This is a genomic window from Brachybacterium sp. B718/18, from assembly GCF_055454375.1.
Map to the genome: position 1 here is coordinate 1 of NZ_JBVDDO010000013.1, position 20386 is coordinate 20386.

The 20386-nt window shown below is 71.8% G+C and carries 9 protein-coding genes and 1 rRNA gene; all 10 read left to right on the forward strand.

The window, feature by feature from the left end; all coding sequences use genetic code 11:
* Positions 1-164: 164 nt before the first annotated feature.
* The 10 genes from rrf to ACZCAH_RS14485 all read left to right on the forward strand — a co-directional run bounded on the left by rrf (position 165) and on the right by ACZCAH_RS14485 (position 20385).
* Positions 165-281, forward strand: a 5S ribosomal RNA gene (gene rrf, locus ACZCAH_RS14440).
* 325 nt (positions 282-606) lie between these two features.
* Complete coding sequence (locus tag ACZCAH_RS14445; protein ID WP_464341752.1) at positions 607-1614, forward strand: polyprenyl synthetase family protein; 1008 nt, start codon at positions 607-609, stop codon at positions 1612-1614.
* A gap of 255 nt (positions 1615-1869) precedes the next feature.
* Positions 1870-8106 carry an Ig-like domain-containing protein gene (locus ACZCAH_RS14450; protein ID WP_464341753.1) on the forward strand — a complete coding sequence of 2079 codons (6237 nt, stop codon included), beginning with the start codon at positions 1870-1872 and terminating at the stop codon, positions 8104-8106.
* 60 nt (positions 8107-8166) lie between these two features.
* Complete coding sequence (locus ACZCAH_RS14455; protein WP_329745069.1) at positions 8167-9141, forward strand: AAA family ATPase; 975 nt, start codon at positions 8167-8169, stop codon at positions 9139-9141.
* On the forward strand, positions 9138-10538 hold the full coding sequence (locus ACZCAH_RS14460) for a DUF58 domain-containing protein (RefSeq protein ID WP_464341754.1): 1401 nt from the start codon (positions 9138-9140) through the stop codon (positions 10536-10538). The genes ACZCAH_RS14455 and ACZCAH_RS14460 overlap by 4 nt, the downstream gene beginning before the upstream one ends.
* Entirely contained in the window at positions 10535-13042 is a 2508-nt protein-coding gene (locus tag ACZCAH_RS14465; protein WP_464341755.1) for a transglutaminase-like domain-containing protein, read from the forward strand. Before ACZCAH_RS14460 ends, ACZCAH_RS14465 begins: the two co-directional genes overlap by 4 nt.
* Complete coding sequence (locus ACZCAH_RS14470; RefSeq protein ID WP_464341756.1) at positions 13042-15033, forward strand: RDD family protein; 1992 nt, start codon at positions 13042-13044, stop codon at positions 15031-15033. The genes ACZCAH_RS14465 and ACZCAH_RS14470 overlap by 1 nt, the downstream gene beginning before the upstream one ends.
* The gene (locus tag ACZCAH_RS14475; RefSeq protein WP_464341757.1) at positions 15030-15911 is read left to right on the forward strand and encodes a PP2C family protein-serine/threonine phosphatase; all 882 of its coding nucleotides are present in this window, start codon (positions 15030-15032) and stop codon (positions 15909-15911) included. The genes ACZCAH_RS14470 and ACZCAH_RS14475 overlap by 4 nt, the downstream gene beginning before the upstream one ends.
* Positions 15908-18760: an FHA domain-containing protein gene (locus ACZCAH_RS14480; RefSeq protein WP_464341758.1), complete on the forward strand. Its 2853-nt coding sequence runs from the start codon at positions 15908-15910 to the stop codon at positions 18758-18760. The genes ACZCAH_RS14475 and ACZCAH_RS14480 overlap by 4 nt, the downstream gene beginning before the upstream one ends.
* Positions 18757-20385: a serine/threonine-protein kinase gene (locus ACZCAH_RS14485; RefSeq protein ID WP_464341759.1), complete on the forward strand. Its 1629-nt coding sequence runs from the start codon at positions 18757-18759 to the stop codon at positions 20383-20385. Before ACZCAH_RS14480 ends, ACZCAH_RS14485 begins: the two co-directional genes overlap by 4 nt.
* Position 20386 lies beyond the last annotated feature (1 nt).

A 20386-nucleotide genomic window follows, 5' to 3' on the forward strand; every position in this document is an offset into this window, starting at 1 on the left:
AGCGCAGCAATGCGTGGAGCTGACTGGTACTAATGGCCGATGACTTATTCAACACTTCTTTTGCTGTGAGTGTTCGCGTCCACTGTGTGGTTCTGGGGAAGCAATCCCTGCCACTGCTGCCCTGTGTGGGTGGTGGTGTGTGGGCTGGTTGTGTCTCATAGTGTTACGGCGGTCATAGCGTCGAGGAAACGCCCGGTTCCATTCCGAACCCGGAAGCTAAGCTCGATTGCGCCGATGGTACTGCACTCGGGAGGGTGTGGGAGAGTAGGTCGCCGCCGGACATCTTTGTGGGAGTGGGAGTGAGCTGGAGGCCCTTTCGGGGTTTCGCTCCTCCCACTCCCTTTTTTTATGCCCGAGCGCGGATTTCTTCGCGTGGTCGGGTTTCGGCGTCCTGGGGCGGAGCCGGCTGATTCGCATTGCTCCACCGCGCGATGTGTCCTCGGTGACCTCGAGACCTCCGCACTCGGCTGGAGCCCACGCGACGGTAGACTGGTACGTCGTAGCCGGGTCGCATCCACCATGCATCCGAGCCGTTCCGTCCGGCGGTCACGGCAGCGCTCCCGAGCAGGGAGCGGGCTTGTCCGCACACATCCACCCAGGAGCGTCATGCCGTCCACGCTGCCGGTCATCCCCGACATCGATGACCAGCTCGCCTCGGCCATCCTCGAGCAGCTCGAGGCGATCGAGGAGCGCCTGCGCGACTCCGTGGCCACCTCCGACGACATGGTGCGGTGGACTGCACGCCACCTGATGGATGCCGGCGGCAAACGAGTGCGCCCGATGCTGGTCCTCCTGGCCGCCTCGTTCGGCGACATCAGCCGCGACGAGGTCCTCGACTCGGCGGTCCTGGTCGAGCTGACCCACCTGGCGAGCCTGTACCACGACGACGTCATGGACTCCGCTGCCACACGTCGCGGCGCCGAGAGCGCTCATGCGCTGTGGGGCAACAACGTCGCGATCCTGACCGGGGACTTCCTCTTCGCCCGGGCGAGCGGTTTGAGCGCGCGCATCGGCCCGGAGGCGGTGCGCCTGCACTCCGAGACCTTCGAACGGCTGTGCCTCGGCCAGCTGCACGAGACCGTCGGCCCCCAGGAGGAGGACGATCCGTTCGCGCACTACATCTCCGTGCTCGCCGACAAGACGGCCTCCCTGCTCTCCCTCGCGGGACGACTGGGCTGTCTCCTGTCCGGAGCGCCCGCCGGCACGGACGAGATCATGGCCCGGTACGGGGAGAAGGTCGGGGTGGCCTTCCAGCTCGCGGACGACGTCCTGGACCTCACCAGCGACAGCGCGACGAGCGGGAAGACTCCCGGGATCGACCTGCGCGAAGGCGTGCCCACCATGCCGACCCTCCTGGTGCGTCGCCGCGCTGGGGAGACCGGCGATCCGGCCGCCCAGGTGATCGTCGACCGGCTGAGCGCGGACCTGTCGAGCGACGAGGATCTCGCGGAGCTCGTCGAGCTGCTGCGGCAGGACCCTGCCCTGGAGGAGACTCGTCGCCTCGCGGCGCGGACGGCGGACGAGGCGGTGGAGATCCTGCTCGAGCTCCCCGCCGGTCCCGCGCGTGACGCTCTCGTGGAGTTCACCCGCAGCCTCGTCGACCGCAGCCGCTGATCCGCTGCAGCGGAGCGTGTGACAGCTCCTGCGGATTCCCCGACCCGGAGCTCCGGGTGCCAGCCTGTGAATCGACGATGACCTGGCCCGGCTCGTCGACGTGACCACCCCCGCGTGGCGTCGACAGGTGTTCACGAGTACCCTGTGGACGTCGTGTGGCACGCAGAGTCGGCCTCCGGGACGCCTCGCAGGGGAGCAGTGGGGGTCACTGCTGGTCCACGACAGCATGTCGTTCATGTCACTGGGGGTACCTCTATGTCCGTCGCCGCGGGACCGCAGCGCAGACGTCGCCGCACCACTGTCGTCACCACTGCGGTGCTGGCGGTCGCCGCGCTCGTCCTGACGGGCTTCGCGATCAACTACCAGGGACTGACCTCCTCCCTGGTCGACGTCTCCAACGGCGGCGTCTGGGTGATGAGCGAGCAGGACGCCCGCATGGGCCGGCTCAACGTCGACGCCGGCGAGTTGGATGCCCGCCTTAACCAGAGCGGCGACGATCTGGATCTGCTGCAGTCGGGGAACATCGTCTTCGAGACCGGCGCTCGCGGTCTCACGCCCATCAACACCGCCTCCGTGCAGCGCGGCGGTCTCGTCGAGCTCCCGCTCGGCAGCACCGTGGCGCTCGGGGGCGACCGCGTGGCGATCACCGCGGCCGACGGGCGTGTCTGGATCCTCTCGCCCGAGGAGGCTGCCGCTTTCTCTCCCTCCGGCGCCGAGCCCGCGTACACCGCTGAGGGCTCCGTCCCGCTCGTCACCGTGAGCACGAAGGGCACCGTCTTCGTGCTCGACGGGACTACGCTGCTGCGCTTCGAGCGCACCACCGACACCCGCGACGCCAAGGCGGCGAAGCCGATCGAGGTGGGCAACCTCTCCGGCTCGCAGGAGCTGCTCGAGCTGACCGCCGTCGGCGAGCAGCCGGTGATCCTCGACCGGGAGAACCGACTCCTCCGCGTCGGCACGAAGGTCGCGCGCTACAGCCTCGCCGACTACGGCGTCACCAACTACGAGCCCGAGGCGATCAGGCTGCAGCAGCCGAGTGCGGCCTCGGACCACTTCGTGCTCGCGACCGAGGACTCCCTGTTCACGATCCCCTTCGACGGCGGCGAGGCCCGGGTCGAGCCCGCCGGCGGCACCGGCACCCCCGTCCAGCCTGCCCAGGCGCAGGGCTGTGCCTACGGGGCGTGGAACGGGTCGAACCGTTACGTCCGGGCCTGCGAGGGTCTCGAGGCGGCGGCGGACACCATCCCCGGCGTCGACAGCGAGGCGGACCTCTCCCTCCGGGTCAACAACGAGCTGGTGATCCTCAACGACCAGCGCTTCGGCCTGTCCTGGGAGATCATGGATGCGATGGCGATCGTGGACAACTGGGAGATCACCCAGGAGATCCAGACCTCCTCCTCCGAGCAGAAGGAGAAGGAGACCCTCAGCACCACCATCACGAACATCGCCGCCGAGCGGGACGAGGAGAACCGCGCCCCCACGGCGAACAATGACGAGTTCGGGGTGCGGCCGGGCAAGAACGTGGTCCTCCCGGTGGCCCGCAACGACACCGACCCGGACGGCGACATCCTCACCGCCCGGGTTGAGGGAGCACAGCCGGGCATCGGGACCGTGACCCCGATCCGCGGGGGGACGCAGCTGCAGATCGCGGTCAATGAGGACGCGACGGGCTCTGCGAGCTTCACCTATCTGGTGGACGACGGCCGCGGCGGGACCGACACTGCGACGGTCACCCTCGACGTCCGCGAGGACACCGAGAACAGTGCACCGCAGCCCGTCACGGAAGGCATCACCAAGGTGCAGGTGCGATCCGGCCAGGACGTCAGTGTCAACGTCCTCCCCTACTGGGAGGACCCCGACGGGGACGCCTTCTACCTCACCAACGCGACGACCCAGCCCGAGGACGTCGTCACCTTCCAGCCCGATGGGCTCATCACCTTCAACGATGCGGGCCTGGTGACCGGTACCAAGCAGGTCCAGCTCACCTTCCGCGACGAGAAGGGGATGGTCGGCGAGGCGCACATCGACGTCGAGGCGGTCACCGACACCGATCTCGCCCCGATCACCACGGGCGACCACATGAGCGTCGTCGCCGGTCGCACCACGACCATCAAGCCGCTCGTCAACGACCTCAACCCCAACGGCGGCGAGCTCGAGCTGACCAACGTCTCGGAGACCGACGGGCTCGAGGTCGACGCCGCCCTCGAGGCGGGCACGGTGAACGTCACCGGCTCGGCCCCTGGCACCTACTACCTCGAGTACACGGTCGCCGGCGCCGGATCGAGCACCGCCTCGCTCGGCATCATCCGCGTAGACGTGGTCGAACCGTCCAGCGAGGACCTCGCTCCCGTCGCCGTGGACGACACGGGAACCGTGACCACGGGCGCGGACACGCTCGTCGACCCGCTCGAGAACGACGTCGACCCCACGGGCGGAGTGCTCGTGGTCAACTCGATCTCGGTGCCGGAGGACAGCGGGCTCAAGGCCACGATCATCGGCCACCACCTGGTGAAGGTCGAGGCCGAGCCCGGTGCCGTCGTCGCCGAGGAGCCGCAGCCGATCACCTACGAGGTCGCGAATTCCGCGGGCAGCACGACCGGCACGCTCCGTGTCATGGTCGCCAAGACCGACACCCAGTTCGCGAACCCGATCGCCGTCGCGGACCGGTCCGTGGTCCGCGCCGGGGACATGGTGAACATCGACGTGCTCGCCAACGACGTCTCCCCGACGTCCTCGGAGCTGCATCTGGGCCGGCTGCTGGACGTCGAGTCCGCCAATGCGAAGGGCAATGTCGAACCGCACCAGGACCGCGTCCGCTACAGCGCCGACGCCGATGCCTCCGGCGAGGTCGTGCTGACCTACCAGGTGGTCGACGAGACCGGCCGCACGGGATCCGCCCGCACCACGATCGACATCATCCCCGCGGATGCCCCGAACACGCCGCCGCGGCCGGAGAACCTCACCGCGCGCACGGTCGCCGGCACCCCCGTGCGGATCCCGATCGCCACCACCGGTATCGACCCCGACGGTGACTCGGTCCTGCTCACCGGCATCACCAGCCCGATGCCGCAGCTGGGCGAGATCACCGAGGCCAACGGCGAGTGGATCGAGTACACCCCGGATGCCGACGCCTCCGGCACGGACCGCTTCCGGTACCAGGTGATGGATCGCTTCGGCGCGATCGGCACCGCGGAGGTGCTCGTCGGCGTCGCCCAGCCGAATGAGCTGAACCAGCCGCCGTACGCCGTGGACGACACCGTGGAGGTGCGTCCCGAGCGCGAGGTGCAGATACCCGTGCTCGACAACGACACGGACCCCGAGGGGGCACCGCTGTCGGTGGTCCGCGAGGATGTCGAGGCGATGACGGACATCGAGCTGATCCCCGCCGACGAGGAGCGCAACGAGGGCGCCGTCAGCGTCGTCACCCCGGCCGAGCCCGGCACCCACACCGTGCTCTACAGCGCGAGCGACGGGCAGCTGAGCAGCTCGGCGACGATCACCGTGAAGGTCGATCCCAACGCCCCGCTGCGCGCCCCCACCGCTCGCGACGACTTCGTCGAGGCGGCCGATGTGCTCGACCCCGAGACGGAGTTCGTCGATGTCGACGTGCTCGCGAACGACTCCGACCCCGACGGGTCCGCGGGCGACCTCGAGGTCCGTCTGGAGGGGGCGGGGGAGTCCGCGACCCTCCGCGAGGACGGGATCGTCCGGATCACCCCGACCGAGGAGCAGCAGCGGCTGCGCTACGTCATCACCGACGTCGACGGTCTCGAGTCGGCCGGCTACATCTGGGTTCCCGGCACGGCGAAGCAGGCGCCCGTGTGGGTGGGGGAGCCCGTCGAGGTGCAGGCCGGTGCGACGGCCCCGATCGACCTGGGCGATCCCGCGAACGTCCGCGTCCGTCCCGGCGGGCAGCCCGCGACTATCACCGACCCCTCCCTCGTGGTCGCGGAGCACGGTGACGGCTCGCAGCTGGTCACGGGAGACCGCACCCTCGAGTACCGATCGGCCGAGGGTTACTCGGGCAACGACACGATCACCGTCGAGGTGACCGATGGCGAGCTGGGCGATCCGACGGCCGCGACGGCGACCCTGGCCATCCCGGTCCGCGTGATCGCCGAGGAGACCAACCTCCCGCCGACCTTCCAGGGGACGCTCCTCGAGGTCGAGCTCGGCGGTCCGGCGTCCACGGTCGACGTCGCCCCGGGAGCCTCCGATCCGGAGGGCGATGAGCTCACCTATTCCCTCGGGGAGCCGGAGGGCTCGACGGCGGAGGTGACCGTGTCGATGGAGGGATCGGTCGTCACCGCGAAGGCCACGTCGAAGGCGCCCAAGGGCACCACCGTCGAGGTCCCCGTCACCGTCACCGACGGCACCAACGATCCGGTGTCCGCGACGGTGCAGGTCGTCGTCGGCGGATCGAAGCAGCCGCTGCTCGCCGCGGTCGATGACACGGTGGACATCGACGCGGGTCGCACGGACACGATCGACGTGCTCCGCAACGACTCCAACCCGTTCCCCGGCGGGGAGCGCACCGTCACCGAGGCGACACTGGTCAACGGCACCGGCGAGGTGGTGCTCGACGGGAACCAGGTGACGATCACGCCCGACGCGGATTTCCACGGGGTGCTCACCGCCCAGTACAAGGTGCTCGACGACACCGAGGACCCCGATCGGATGGCGACCGGCACGATCACGGTGAACGTGCGCGGCCGGCCCGAGCCGCCCTCGGCGCCACGCATCGGCGACGTCAGCGACCAGCAGGTCGAGCTGAACTTCACCGCAGGCGCCGACAACAGCGCCCCGATCACCGGCTACCGGGTCACCTCGGCGAGCGGACCGTCCGTCTCCCAGGACTGCGCCTCGACCTCCTGCACCATCACCGGACTGCAGAACGACGTCGAGTACTCCTTCCAGGTCATCGCGATCAACGACGTGGGGGAGTCCGACGCCTCCACGGCGTCCGCGGTCGCCCGCCCGGATGTCCGGCCCGAGAAGCCCACCCCGCCCCGCGCGACCCGCGGGGACATGGAGCTCGGCGTGGCCTGGACGGCTCCGGAGAACCGCGGCTCCGCCATCCAGCGCTACGAGCTGCAGATGCAGAACACCGCGACCGGCGACCTGCAGACCCGGGAGGTCGAGGCGGGGTCGACCCAGATCACGTGGGGCGAGCTCACCAACGGCACCGACTACCGGTTCCGGGTCCGTGCGCACAACCTGGCCGAGGAGCCCTCGGACTGGTCCGACTGGTCGCGTGCGGAGCATCCGGCAGGCCGTCCTGCCGCACCCTCCGGCACCCCGACCGCCGAGCGGATCAACGACCCCAAGGGCGGCGGCATCACCGTCACCTGGCCCGAGATGACCACGGCCGAGGCGAACGGCGAGCCGATCACCCAGTACGTCGTCACCGCGTCGTCCGGCTCCTCGCAGACCGTCGACGCGAGCTCCACGAAGGCGACCTTCTACGGGCTGGACGCGAACTCCGACCACTCCTTCACGTACCTCGGCGTGAACTCGGTGGGCAACGGCGTCGGCTCCTCGAAGACCTCCAATGCGGTCACCCCCTGGGCCGTCCCGTCGGCCCCGGGCGGTGTGCGTGCCTCGATGCCTGACGAGGGCACCGGCTCCGGACCGGACCGACGGATCGACGTCGCGTGGGACGCGGCGGCCGGTAACGGCACCTCGGTCGAGGAGTACGTGGTCACCTGGAGCGGCGGCTCGAAGACCGTCCCCGCCTCGAGCACCTCGGTGCGCCTGACGGGTGCCGACGGGATCAAGAACGGCACCGCCTACTCCTTCAAGGTCCAGGCGAAGAACCGCTTCCAGGGCGGCGAGAGCAAGCTCTCGGCCGGCTCCAACTCGGTGACCCCCTACACGACGCCGGCCAAGCCGACCGTCAACGCGTCCCCGGGGAGCTGCGATGGCAGCTCGTGCAGCGTCACCTTCTCGTACTCGAAGAACGGCAGCGGCGGCATCGACCCGGTCACCCTTAGCTGCAGTATCGACGGCGGGGCCTTCGGAGACTGCAAGAAGTCCGTCTCCGGATCGAGCGGCCAGAAGCACACCATCACCGTGCGCGCGACGAACGGCGCGGGCCTCACCTCCGAGGCGAGCGCCTCCGCGACGGCACCGCAGGCCAAGCCCACCCCCACGCTCAGCAACGCGCGGACCGTCGGCGATGCGAGCAACCAGCCGAACTGCACTACGGGGTACGGCTGCTACTTCATCGACTTCACCGTCTCCGGGCTCGAGCCCAACACCACCTACACCTACTGCGTGAAGGGCGGCGGCCAGGTGGGCGGTAACTGCTGGTACCCGACGACCGACGGCAGCACCGCGACCACCGGCACCTTCACGACCGACAGCCAGGGCCGGTGGCAGCTCGCCGGCGGCGGCCGCCAGCCCTTCTGGGGCAACTCCGGCGTGCCGGTCTGGCTGTGGGTCTCGAAGGATGGCCAGTCCGCGGACTCCAACAAGGTCTATCCCGTCTGACCCCGACCCTCCTCGCCGAAGGCGTCCTCCTCCCTCCCCACGAAAGCTGAGCACCACCCGATGAGCATGACCCCCGAACAGGCCCGCTGGTTCGCCGAGACCTTCGACAAGCTCGTCCAGAGCGTCGGGCAGGCGGTGCTCGGCAAGAACGAGGTGGTCCGCCTGGTGCTGACCGCGATGATGGCCCCCGGCCACGTGCTCCTCGAGGACGCCCCCGGCACCGGCAAGACCTCCCTGGCCCGCTCCATCGCGGCGACCGTTCAGGGCACCAGCACCCGTATCCAGTTCACCCCGGACCTGCTCCCCTCGGACGTCACCGGCGTGACCATCTACGACCAGAACACGAAGTCCTTCGAGTTCCACAAGGGCCCGGTCTTCGCGAACATCGTCCTGGCCGACGAGATCAACCGCGCCTCGCCGAAGACCCAGTCGGCGATGCTCGAGGTGATGGAGGAGGGCCGGGTGACCGTCGACGGCGTCACCCACGAGGTCGGCAACCCGTTCATGGTCATCGCGACCCAGAACCCGATCGAGCAGGCCGGCACCTACCGGCTCCCCGAGGCGCAGCTGGACCGCTTCCTCATGAAGACCTCGCTCGGCTACCCGGACCACGCCTCGAGCGTGCAGATCCTGCAGGGCTCCGCGCTGCGCGACCGCTCCCAGCAGCTGACCCCGCGCATCTCCCTGCAGGCCGTCAACGACATGACCCAGCTCGCCTCGACCGTCCACGTCGATCCGGCGGTGCTCGAGTACGTCTCGCGGCTCATGGAGGAGACCCGTCTCGCGCCCGAGGTGCGCGTCGGCGTCTCGATCCGCGGTGCGCTCGCGCTGATGCGTGCCGTGAAGGTGTGGGCCGCGGTCAACGGTCGCCACTACGTCATCCCCGACGACGTCAAGCACCTCGTCGGCCCCGTGTGGCTGCACCGCTTCGTGCTCGACCCCGAGGCGGAGTTCGCCGGCACCACCGCTCAGACCGTCATGACCAAGATCCTCAGCGAGGTGGCGCCTCCCCAGGCGCGCCAGCAGTCCGCATGAGCCAGAGCACCGTCCCCAGCGACACCGCCGACGCGAAGAGCGCCAAGGCGGAGGCGAAGCGACGCCGCCGCACGGCGAAGGCCGAGGAGCGGGCCGCCGCCCGTCGGCAGCGCCGTCGGGAGAAGTCGGCCGCCCGCACCGGGGCCCCGGTGGAGGCCACCGCTCCCGGGGCGGAGCAGCCCGCGCCGACGGGCCTGCGGGCGCTCCGTGACCGGATCGGCGAGCTCTGGAGCACGCGGGTGCATCCGGTGCTCGACGTCATCTCGCCCGTCGGCTGGGCGGTCCTGGGGGCGGCGGCCTTCTGCTGGATCGCGGGACTGTGGCTGCACGTCACCGAGCTGAACGTGATCGCGCTCGTGCTCACGGTGCCGCTGGTGATCGCGGCGCTGTTCGTGCTCGGCCGGGCGAACTACCGGGTGGTGCTGGACCTGCAGACCCACCGCGTGGTCGTCGGGACCCGGGCCGTGGGCCGGGTGGAGGTCGCGAACCCGTCGACGCGCGACATCCTGCCCTCCCGCATCGAGCTGGCCGTCGGATCCGCGACCGCCCAGTTCATGGTGCCGCGCCTGGCGCCGGAGGCGACCCACGAGGAGCTCTTCACCGTTCCCACCAAGCGCCGTGCCGTGCTCGTCGTGGGTCCGGTGCGCTCCGTGCGCGACGACCCGCTCTCGCTCATGCGCCGCCAGGTCACCTGGGCGGAGGAGCAGGAACTGTACGTCCACCCCCGGACCGTGCGCCTCGACGAGGCCGCGAGCGGGTTCCTGCGCGATCTCGAGGGCACTCCCTCCTCGGACCTCTCCAGCTCCGACATCGCCTTCCACGCCCTGCGCGACTACTCGCCGGGCGATGACCGCCGGCATGTGCACTGGCGGACCACCGCTCGCACCGGCAAGCTCATGGTCCGCCAGTTCGAGGAGACTCGCCGCTCCCACGTCGTGGTCGCCCTGGACAACCTCGCGGAGCACTACGCGAGCGAGGACGAGTTCGAGCTGGCGGTCTCCGCCGCCGCTTCGATCTCGGCGCAGACCATGCGGGAGGAGAAGGAGCTGACCCCCTTCACCTTCGACGAGCGCCAGCGCACCGGCACCCCGCGCCAGCTGATGGACGACTACACGGTGATCGAGCAGCTCTCCGAGCAGATCGGTTTCCACGAGCTCGGGCAGAAGGCGGCGGATCTCGCCCCGAACGCCTCGGCGGTGATGATGATCGTCGGCTCCCACACCACGGCGCGTGAGCTGAACGCCGCCGCCAACCAGCTTCCGATCGGAGTGATGGCCGTGGCGATCCGCTGCGTGGACGACGCGGAGGTGCGACGCTCCGCGATCGGCTCCCTCGACGTGGTCACCCTGGGCGACCTCGAGACCCTCGCCCGCGCCCTGAGGTCGGTGGGTCGATGACCGCCGCGACCTCCCGCCGCCGCGCCGCCGCCGCGCCGCCGCCCTCCGTCGGCCGCCGGGCGACGGACCTCGGCGTGCTCGGTCTGCTGTTCGTCCTCGCCCTGGTCGGCTTCCAGACCGCCTACGGCGGCGTGCAGTTCGCGATCACGGGCGTCATGGCCCTCGTGCTCGGCATGCTCATCGCCCTGCTCACCGCGCATCTGCGCTGGGGGCCTCTGCGCACCCTGCCGATCCTGCTGGGCGTCTACTTCCTGTTCGGCCCGATGCTCGCCGCGCCGACGCGGGCGCTGTGGGGGATCCTGCCGACGCCGGGCTCCCTGTGGGAGCTGCTCAAGGCGCCGGTGACGACCTGGAAGTCCGCCCTGACGGTCGCGCCGCCGGTCGGCAGCGCCCAGGGCGTGCTGGTGGTGGTGTGGCTCAGCGTTCTGCTGCTGTCCCTGGCCTCGGCGACCATCGTCTTGCGCACCCGGCGCTACGTGCTCGCGTGGCTGTTCCCGCTCCTGCTGCTGATGGTGACGGTCGTCTTCGGCACGACCGACGCCGTCCAGCCCGTCATCCGCGGCGTTCTCTTCGCGGTGGTGTCGGTGGCCTGGCTGACCTGGCGCTTCGAGAGCGCGCGCCTGGACAACGCGCAGTCCACGATCATCTCCGACTCGGTGCGGCCCGGCTCCTGGAAGAACCCGGTGCTGCGCCGGCGCATCATCGGCGGCGGCGTGATCATGGCGATCGCCGTCGGGGCGGCCTTCGGGGCGAGCTCGCTGCTGGACCCGCCGGAGGGCGCCGGACGGTTCGCCCTGCGCGATCGGATCTCCCCGCCCTTCGACCCGGATCTGTTCGTCTCGCCGCTGTCCGAGTTCCGCGGGTACCGCAAGGACCAGCGCGATGCGGTGCTGTTCACGGTGACGGGGGTCGAGGCGGGCGATTACGTGCGCCTGGCCACCATGGACCAGTACGACCTCCACGTGTACAACGTCGCCGGGAACCGCGACCGCACGAGCACCTCCGGGGCGTTCATGAGGACGGCCTCCGGGGTGAACCTCCACGAGCCCGGCGAGCAGCAGCGCACCGCGAGCGTCACCATCGGCGATTACCGCGGCGTGTGGTTGCCGACGCTGGGGGAGCGGACCGATCGCATCGACCTCTCCTCGCTCCCGCAGGAGCGGGCGGGCGTCACCGCCGAGAACCTGTTCCTCAACGAGAAGTCGCAGACCGCCGTGAATGCTGCGGGAGTCGCCGAGGGGGACATCTACGAGTTCCTCTACGAGCCGTACACCGAGCCCGCCGCCGAGCAGCTCGAGAGCGCGAGCTTCGCCAACATCGCCATGCCCGAGAACTCGCGGGTCGACCAGATCGCCGTCGTCGCGGAGGAATGGGCGGGCGACTCGGACTCCGACTACAAGCGCTTCGCCAATCTCTCCCGCGCCCTGAAGTACGAGGCGTTCTACTCCAACGGACTCGCGGAGGACACCGCCTCGCTCTCGGGCCACGGGGTGAGTCGCCTGCTGGCGATGCTCGATCCGATCGGATTCGACAAGGAGCAGCCCGACGCCCAGCCGACCGGCAAGATCGGCGACGAGGAGCAGTACGCCGCGCTCCTGGCCGTCATGGCCCGCTCGCTCGACATGCCCGCGCGCGTGGTGATGGGCTTCGAGGTGCCCGAGGGCCAGGAGGGCACGGTCTCGATCACCGGGGACAACGTCACCGCCTGGGTCGAGGTGGCCTTCGACGGCGTCGGTTGGGTGCGCTTCGATCCCGCGCCCGACGAGGACCAGGATCCGACGCAGCCCGAGCCCAAGGAGGTGGAGAAGCCGCTTCCGCAGGTGGCGCAGCCTCCGCCGCCGCCGGCCGAGCCGCCGAGCCCGCCGCCGGGTGCGATGAGCGAGGAGACCGACCCGCCCGAGCCTCCGGAGGACCCGACCCGCTCGTGGGTCGTGTACCTCGGGATCGGGGCGATCCCGGTCGTGCTCGCCCTGTTGGCCGCGCTCGCGATCGTGGTCGCGAAGTCCGTGCGCCGCGGCCGACGGCGCACCCGCGGCGATCTCGCGACCCGCGTCGACGGCGGGTGGCAGGAGATCCTCGACCAGCTCACCGATCTGGGACGCGCCCCCGACCGGCTGAGCACGCGCGCAGAGATCGCCGCTCGCCTCGAGGGCGAGGTCCCCGAGATGGGGGCGACGCTCCTGGCGAGCCGGGCCGATCGAGCCGTGTTCGGACCCGACGACCTTCCCGCGCACGCCGCCGACGAGTACTGGACGCAAGTGCAGGAAGCTCGGCGCGGCCTCGCCGCGTCGGTGCCCTGGCACCGCCGGCTGCGTGGGGCGCTCTCGCTGCGCTCCTTCCGCCGCCGAGCAGCGGAGCGGCGCGCCCAGCGCCGCCTCGACCGGGCGAACCGTCGGGCACGCGCCAAGGCCGACCGACGCGCCGCATCCCTGCGGCAGCGCCGCTCCTCTCGGCGCGGCACCTCCCCGCGCACCGCGACGCGATCCACGAAGGGAACCCCCTGATGACCACCACGCGCTACTGCAGCACCTGCGGGACGCTTTTGCCCGAGAACGCGGCCGTCTGCGGGGAATGCGGAGCCCGCTACCAGGCCTCTCCCTACGAGCGCCGGGCGACCGACGCCCCGGGCGCCTGGTCGGCCGCGCCGCGCGCCCGTGCCCGTGACCTCGGCCCGCGGGCGGCCGAGAGCGAAGAGGACGGCGGCATCGAACTGATCTCGCGGGAGGATCTCGCCCCCAAGGAGCCGGGCGCGACGACGCTCCGCCCGCCGGGCCAGTACGATCGAGCAATGGTCACGCAGCCACCGCAGAACCCGACCACCGGATCCGCCTCCTTCGGCTCGCCCAGCTGGCCCGGATCGGCCGCTCCCGCCCCCTCTCAGGGCGTTCCCGTCTCCCAGGGGCCGGGCTTCGAGCCGCCGTTGGACGGCTGCGCGCCGAGCACCCCGGTGAAGCGCCTGCTCGCAGCGGTGATCGACGGTGTCGTCGCCGGTCTCGTGACCGTGCCGATGACGATCGGCGTCATCCTCCTGCTCACCCAGGAGTCGGCCTCGCTGCTCGCCCAGATCCTGATGGGCGTGGGCGCCGCGCTGCCGGTCGCCTATGCGCTGGTGATGGTGTGGCTGACGGGATCCAAGGGCTTCACCATCGGCAAGCTCGTCATGGGGCTGAGGATCGTGCGGGAGAGCACGGGCGGTCCGCTCGGCTTCGTGCGCGCCCTCGGGCGCTGGGTCGTGTACGGCGTGATCTCACTGGTCATGGCCCTGTCGATCTTCCTCGACCCGCGGAAGCTGCTGCGCGGTTTCCATGATCGGGTCGTCGGCTCGGTGGTGGTGGACGTCAAGTCCGGCCGCAACCCGCTGACCGCGCGCGCGGACGACTTCGAGCGCGCCCCGGCGGAGCAGTACCTCGGGGCACCGTCCGTCGCCGTCTCCGCTCACCAGAACCTGCTCTCCGAGCCGGGCTCCGCCTGGCAGGGCGGCGACCAGTCCCAGCAGGCAGGCTCGGCGGGCGGTGCCCCGCAGTCCGGTGGCTGGGACCCCCAGCCCGCGCCGTCCCCGTATGCGCCTCCGTCGGCCTCGTCGGCGACGGATGCCCCCGCACAGGACGGCTGGGGCTCCCCGGCGCCGGCGGCCCCGGTGCAGGACTCCGGCTCCTGGGCTCCGCCGCCCGTCGAGCCCGTCGCGCAGTCGGGCTGGGAGCAGGCACCGGCACCGCAGCAGTCGGGCTGGGGTGCTGCGCCCGAGCCCGCGCCGGCGTCGCAGCCCGCTCCCGAGCAGCAGTGGGGTCCGCCCGCTCCGGCCGAGGCCGCCGCGCAGACCTGGGACGCCCCCTCGCAGCCCTCGGTCCCGCAGCCCCCGGCCGAGCCGGCTCCCGCTGGGGAGCCGCAGTCCGCCCCGGGCGCCCAGCCGTGGGATCGTCCGGCCGCACCGGCACAGCCCGCAGCGCCCGCCGTGCCTGCTTCGGGTGGTGCCTGGGGAGCGCCCGCGCCGTCGGCCCCCGCGCAGCAGCCCGCAGCGCCCGCACAGGATGCGCCGCAGGAGCTGACCGGGAGCGCCTGGGACGGCGGCGCCGACGAGGTCGACGAGGCGACGCGCATGTCCCAGCCCGAGGACGACTCGCTGGGTGACCTCGAGGCGACCCGCATCTCGCCGGTGAAGCTGCCGCCGAAGCGCACTCTCCGACTGGTCACCGACGCCGGGACCGAGCGCGTCGTGGAGCGCGCCGTGGTCATCGGCCGCAACCCCACGGCTCCGGCCGGGGAGCTGCTTTTCGTGCTCCAGGACGACACCCGGTCGGTCTCCAAGACCCACCTGCTCCTCGACGGGACCGGCGACGAGACCCTGGTGACCGATCTCGGGTCCACCAACGGATCGGCGATCGTCCGTGAGGACGGTTCCCGGGAGGCCCTCGTCCCGCACAGCCCGACCGTGCTTCCCACCGGAGCGCAGGTCGCCCTCGGGGACCGGACCCTGTCCGTGGAGCGGGAGCAGTGATCGACCGCTCCCTGTCGGACCCCGATTCCACCGGCACCGTTCGCGTCGTCTCCGCCTCGGCGACCCATGTCGGCCACGTCCGCGCGACCAATGAGGACAGCCTCCTCGAGACGACCCCGATCTATCTCGTCGCGGACGGGATGGGCGGCCACAACGCCGGCGAGGTCGCGAGCGCGATCGCCGTCGAGGAGTTCGAGAAGCTCACGATCCAGCAGAACGTGTCCGTGGAGCAGCTCGGCGAGGCGCTCCGCAGCGCGGCCGACAGGATCGGCGAGCTGACGGGCGAGGCGACCGTCGGCGCGGGCACCACGGTCGCCGTGGTCGCCACGATGGTGCTGGACGGCATCGGCTACTGGGTCGTGATGAATCTGGGCGACTCGCGCGTGTACCGGCTGTCGGGGGAGATCTTCGAGCAGGTCAGCGTCGACCATTCGGTCGTCCAGGAGCTGATTGACCGCGGAGACCTGACGCCCGATGAGGCCCGCGTCCACCCGTACCGGCACATGGTCACCCGCGCCCTCGGCGCCGGGCCCGACTCCGATCCCGACTACTGGCTGATCCCGGCCGAGGTCGGCGATCGCATGCTGATCTGCTCGGACGGTCTGACCGGCGAGGTGTCCGATCAGGCGATCGAGCGCCTGCTGCGTGGCCCGAACGATGCGCGCACGATCTGCCAGGACCTCGTCCAGCTCGCCCTCGACGGCGGTGGCCACGACAACGTCACCGTGGTGATCGTCGAGGCGGTCGAGGTGCTCGGCCTCGACCTGGCCAGCGAGGACACCGCCGGGGGCGTCGCGAGCGGCGACTCCGCGAACGATGAGGTGGACGAGGACACGCTGCCGCGCGGGCTGCCGCCGGTCGGGAGCGGACGGTCATGAGCGAGGAGGCGGCTGCGTCCGGCCCCGCCCCTCTCCTCGGGATCGGCACCTTCACCCAGCAGGGGCCGGCGACCCTGGTCGTCCGGGAAGCCGGCTGGGTGGTGCTCGTCCCGGGACTGCGCAAGGAGGTCGCAGAGGCGGCCTGGACGATCCTCGGTGAGGGGCCGACGGGGGAGGAGTTCCTGGACCGTCTGGTCGCCGAGGCGGGCCTCGAGATCGCCGACAAGATCCCCGCCATCCTCTTCGCGCTGGTCGACGGCACGACCGTGACCTACGGGATCAAGGGGAAAACGCCGCTGCAGGTGTACACCCCGAGCGGCTCCGAGCAGATCTCCGGGACGGAGGACGAGCCGTTCCTGCTGCGCACCATCAAGGAGGTTCGCCGCACGTCCTTCGGTGACCTGCCGGCGGAGGAGCCCGTCGGTTCGCCCCGCGTCGTCGCCGGCATCGTGCGCGTGCGCGGCTTCGTGCACGTGACTGTCGACCCTGCGACCCTCGAGGAGGCGGATCGCGCCGCGCTCGCCGAGCAGGTGGAGGCGGACACCCGCCACATCGAGGACGACGCGGCGAAGAAGCGCCGGGCGGAGAAGCCCGCCCCGACGCCTTCGAGCGAGATCAAGAAGCCGACGCTCGCCACGCGCAAGCCGGGGGAGATGCCGCCGAGCCTGCAGCGCGGGGCGCGCTCGTCCTCGTCCGCGCGCCGCGCCGAGCCCGCTCCGGAACCCTCGGGCCCGAACATGTTCGACGACCTCTTCGGCGGCGCGAAGCCTGCCGCTGCGGCAGCACCGGTCCCGACGGCGGAGAACCCTGCGGCGTCGGCCGCCCCGGCAGCCCCCGCCCCGGCGGCCCCTGCACCGGCTGATGACACGCCGTCGCCAACGGCTGCGGCCTCCACCACGTCCCCGGCACCCGAGCCGGTGGTCGACGCGGCGACACCCATCGTCTCCGCGGCATCGGCCGACGACGTCCCTCCTGCCGCCGCTCCGTCAGCAGGGTCGTCACCCGGCGCACCGCGGCGCCGCCTCGTGCGCACCTCGCTGTTCGACCGCGCCCGGCCCGCCGCGGAGACCCCCCGGGCCGAGGCACCCCACCCGCCTGCAGCCCCGGCTCCCGCCCCCGCCCCGGAGCCCGCTCCCGCGCCGGCTGCTGCCGCCCCCGCCCCGGAGCCCGCTCCCGCGCCGGCTGCTGCCGCTCCCGCAGCGCCCGCCGTGCCCCCCGCGGCGCCGCGCCCCGAATCGGTCCCCACCCCGGAGCCGCCCGACGAGGACGAGAGCAGCTCGCCGGTCACCCTGGTCGCACCGATCGACGACGAGGACGACCAGGCGGCCGCACCGATGCCCAGGCCCCGCCCGGCCGCTCCCGCACCGGCGATCGCCGCCCCCGCTGCGCCGGCATCCCTCGCCCCGACGGCCGCCCCCGACGTCGAGAACACCGGGGCGTACGACGACCTGTTCGGCAAGACCGTCTTCCGCCGCGTCGAGGACGCCGCCGTGCGCCGCGCGGAGGAGGACGAGCACGACGAGGACGCGCCCGCCTCCGCGGAGGAATCACAGGTCGCGGAGGTCACCCAGGCCGAGGCCCCGCCGGTCGAGGCGGCGTCGAGCCCCGTCGCGCCGGCGGCCCCCGAGCCCGAGAGCGTCGGGGATTTCATCGACTGGGTCCCCGGCGTCGGCCGCACCGCCCCCGAGATCGCCCAGGCCGCCGCTCGTCGAGCGGCCGCGCCTCCGCGGGTCGACCCCGCCTATCCGCAGGTCCACCTCGCCGAGCGGCCCCCCGCTCCGCGCAGCGGCCCCGCGCCGGCTCCGTCCCCGTCCTATGCCCCGGGACCCTCGCCGTACTACACGCCCCGCGACCCGCAGGCGCAGGGGATCCACCCGGGAGCGCCCGGCCCCGGTCCCCAGCAACCGGGTCCGCGGCAGCAGCCGGCCCCGCAGCACCCCGGGTACGGCCAGCCCGCCCCGCAGGGTTACCACGGCCAGCAGCTCGGGTACCCCGGCCGCCCCGAGGCGCCGCAGGGCTATCCGGCGGCCCCGGTGAACCCCGTCGTGGCCGGGCAGCAGGTCGGCTATCCGGCTCCGGACGGCACTCCGGCACCCTACGGCAGCCCTGCCGGCCCCCCTGCACAGCGCGGACTCCCTCCACAGCACGGCAGCCCCGCACCGTACGGCGCTCCCGCACAGCACGGCACGCCTGCACAGCACAGCGCCCCGGCCCCGCACGGTGCTCCTCCCGGGGGCGGCCTGCCCGGCGGGCACGGGGCTCCGCGCCAGGCCGGGGCACCGCACCCGGCAGCCCCCGGCGCCGGCCCCGCGCGTCCGACCCAGCCCGCCGGCCCCTCCCTCGCCGCCGCGGCCCCCGGGCCCGGCGGTCCGGGAGGAGCCCCGCAGCAGGGCGTGCTGCTGCCCGCGCTGCTCTGCCCGAACGGGCATCCGAATCCGCCGGATCTGTCCACCTGCCGGCTGTGCCGGGGACCGCTCCAGGGCCCCACGCAGACCGTCGCCCGCCCGCCGCTCGGCGTCGTCGACATCTCCACCGGGGAACGCTTCGTCCTCGACCGCACCGCGATCATCGGGCGTCGGCCCCGCGCCTCGCGCGTCAGCGCCCAGGAGATGCCGCAGCTGATCACGGTGCCGAGCCCGCAGCAGGACATCTCCCGCTCCCACCTCGAGCTGCGGCTCGAGGGATGGCACGTCGTGGCCCTCGACCTCGGCACCACCAACGGCACCACCCTGCATCGCGAGGGCACCGACCCGCTGCGGCTGCGTCCTCGGGAGGGCGTGGTCCTCCGCGACGGCGACCACCTGGACCTCGGCGACGACGTCCACCTGCGCATGAGGGAGAGGCCATGAGCACCAGACCGCCCTCGGCCCCGCCCCGGCTGCCGGGCTACGAGTACGAGAAGCCGCTCGGCTCCGGCGGCTTCGCCGACGTCTTCCTGTACCGCCAGTTCCGGCCCCAGCGCCGCGTGGCGATCAAGGTGCTCCTCTCGAACGTCCTCGACGAGAGCGTGCGCCGCCAGTTCGACGCCGAGGCCAACGTCATGGCCCAGATGTCGACCCACCCGTCGATCGTGACGATCCACCAGGCGGAGGTCTCCGACGACCATCGGCCCTACATCGTCATGGAGTACTGCCCGCGCCCCAACTACGGTCAGCGCTTCCGCAAGGAGCGGATCTCCGTCGCCGAGGCGCTGCGCGTGGGCGTGCAGATCGCGGGCGCCGTCGAGACCGCGCATCGCGCCGGGATCCTGCATCGCGACATCAAGCCTGCGAACATCCTGGTCACGGACTACAACCGGCCCGCGCTCACTGACTTCGGCATCTCCATCGCGACGGGTCAGGGACAGGACGTCGAGGACTCCCAGGGCATGTCGATCCCGTGGTCGCCCCCCGAGTTCTTCGCCGATCCGCCCCGGGCCGACGTGCGCAGCGACGTGTTCTCCCTCGCCGCGACGGTCTACTCCCTGCTGGCCTCCCAGACGCCCTTCGAGCGTCGCGGCCAGCGCAACGGCGCCTCGGACCTGATCCACCGCATCTCCTCCGAGCCACTCCCGCCCCTGACCCGCCCCGACATCCCGCCCGAGCTCAACCGGGTGCTGTCCGTCGCGATGGCGAAGGACCCCGCGGGGCGCTACGACACGGCCCTGGCGCTCGGGCGCGCCTTGCAGCAGGTCGAGCTCGCGCTCTCGCTGCCGGTCACGCAGATGGACGTGCTCGATGACCGCGGCACCGGCTCGGCGACCTCCGGGGAGGACGACGAGCTCGACGCGCACACCCGCATCCGGAAGGTCGCGACCGTCGACCCCGACTCGGTGAGCCCCTCGCGTCGGCCGATGGACCGTTTCGCGGGCGTCGCCCCCGCGATCGGCAGCCCGGCTTCTTCGTCGTCGGCCTCGACGCACTCCGCTGCGGAGGCGGAGGAGTCCACGATGCTGCGGCCAGCCGGAGCCCGGCTGAACCCGCCGCGCGAGGCGACCCCCTACGCCTCTCCCGCCGAGACCGAGCAGGAGAGGCCCTCGGCACCGGTCTGGCCCTTCGTGACCTTGGCCGCGGTCCTCGTGATCGTCCTCGGCGTGGGCACCACCCTCGGCGTCCGCTATCTCACCCATGAGCCCGAGGACGAGCTCGCTACCACGGACATCAACGTCGCCCAGACCACCAGGGAGCCCCCGGGGATGCCGGGCGACGTCTCGATCGCCCTCGTCGCCCCGGAGGAACCGGGCGGGGTCACCGCCCGGGCGCGCGTGCAGTGGTCGGCCCCGGCGAACTTGACCGAGGAGGACTACTTCCAGGTGAGGTGGAAGGACATGGAGTCCAACTACGAGCGCTTCGCCACACCGAACCCGGTCTACGGCCGCACCTCGACCGTCGTGGAGGTGCCTCCGGGTCTGACCGCACCGTGCCTCGAGGTGCAGACGGTCAACGACGCCGGCGGCGCGAGCGGCTGGGTCGAAGTCTGCCTGGACGAGGGCTGAG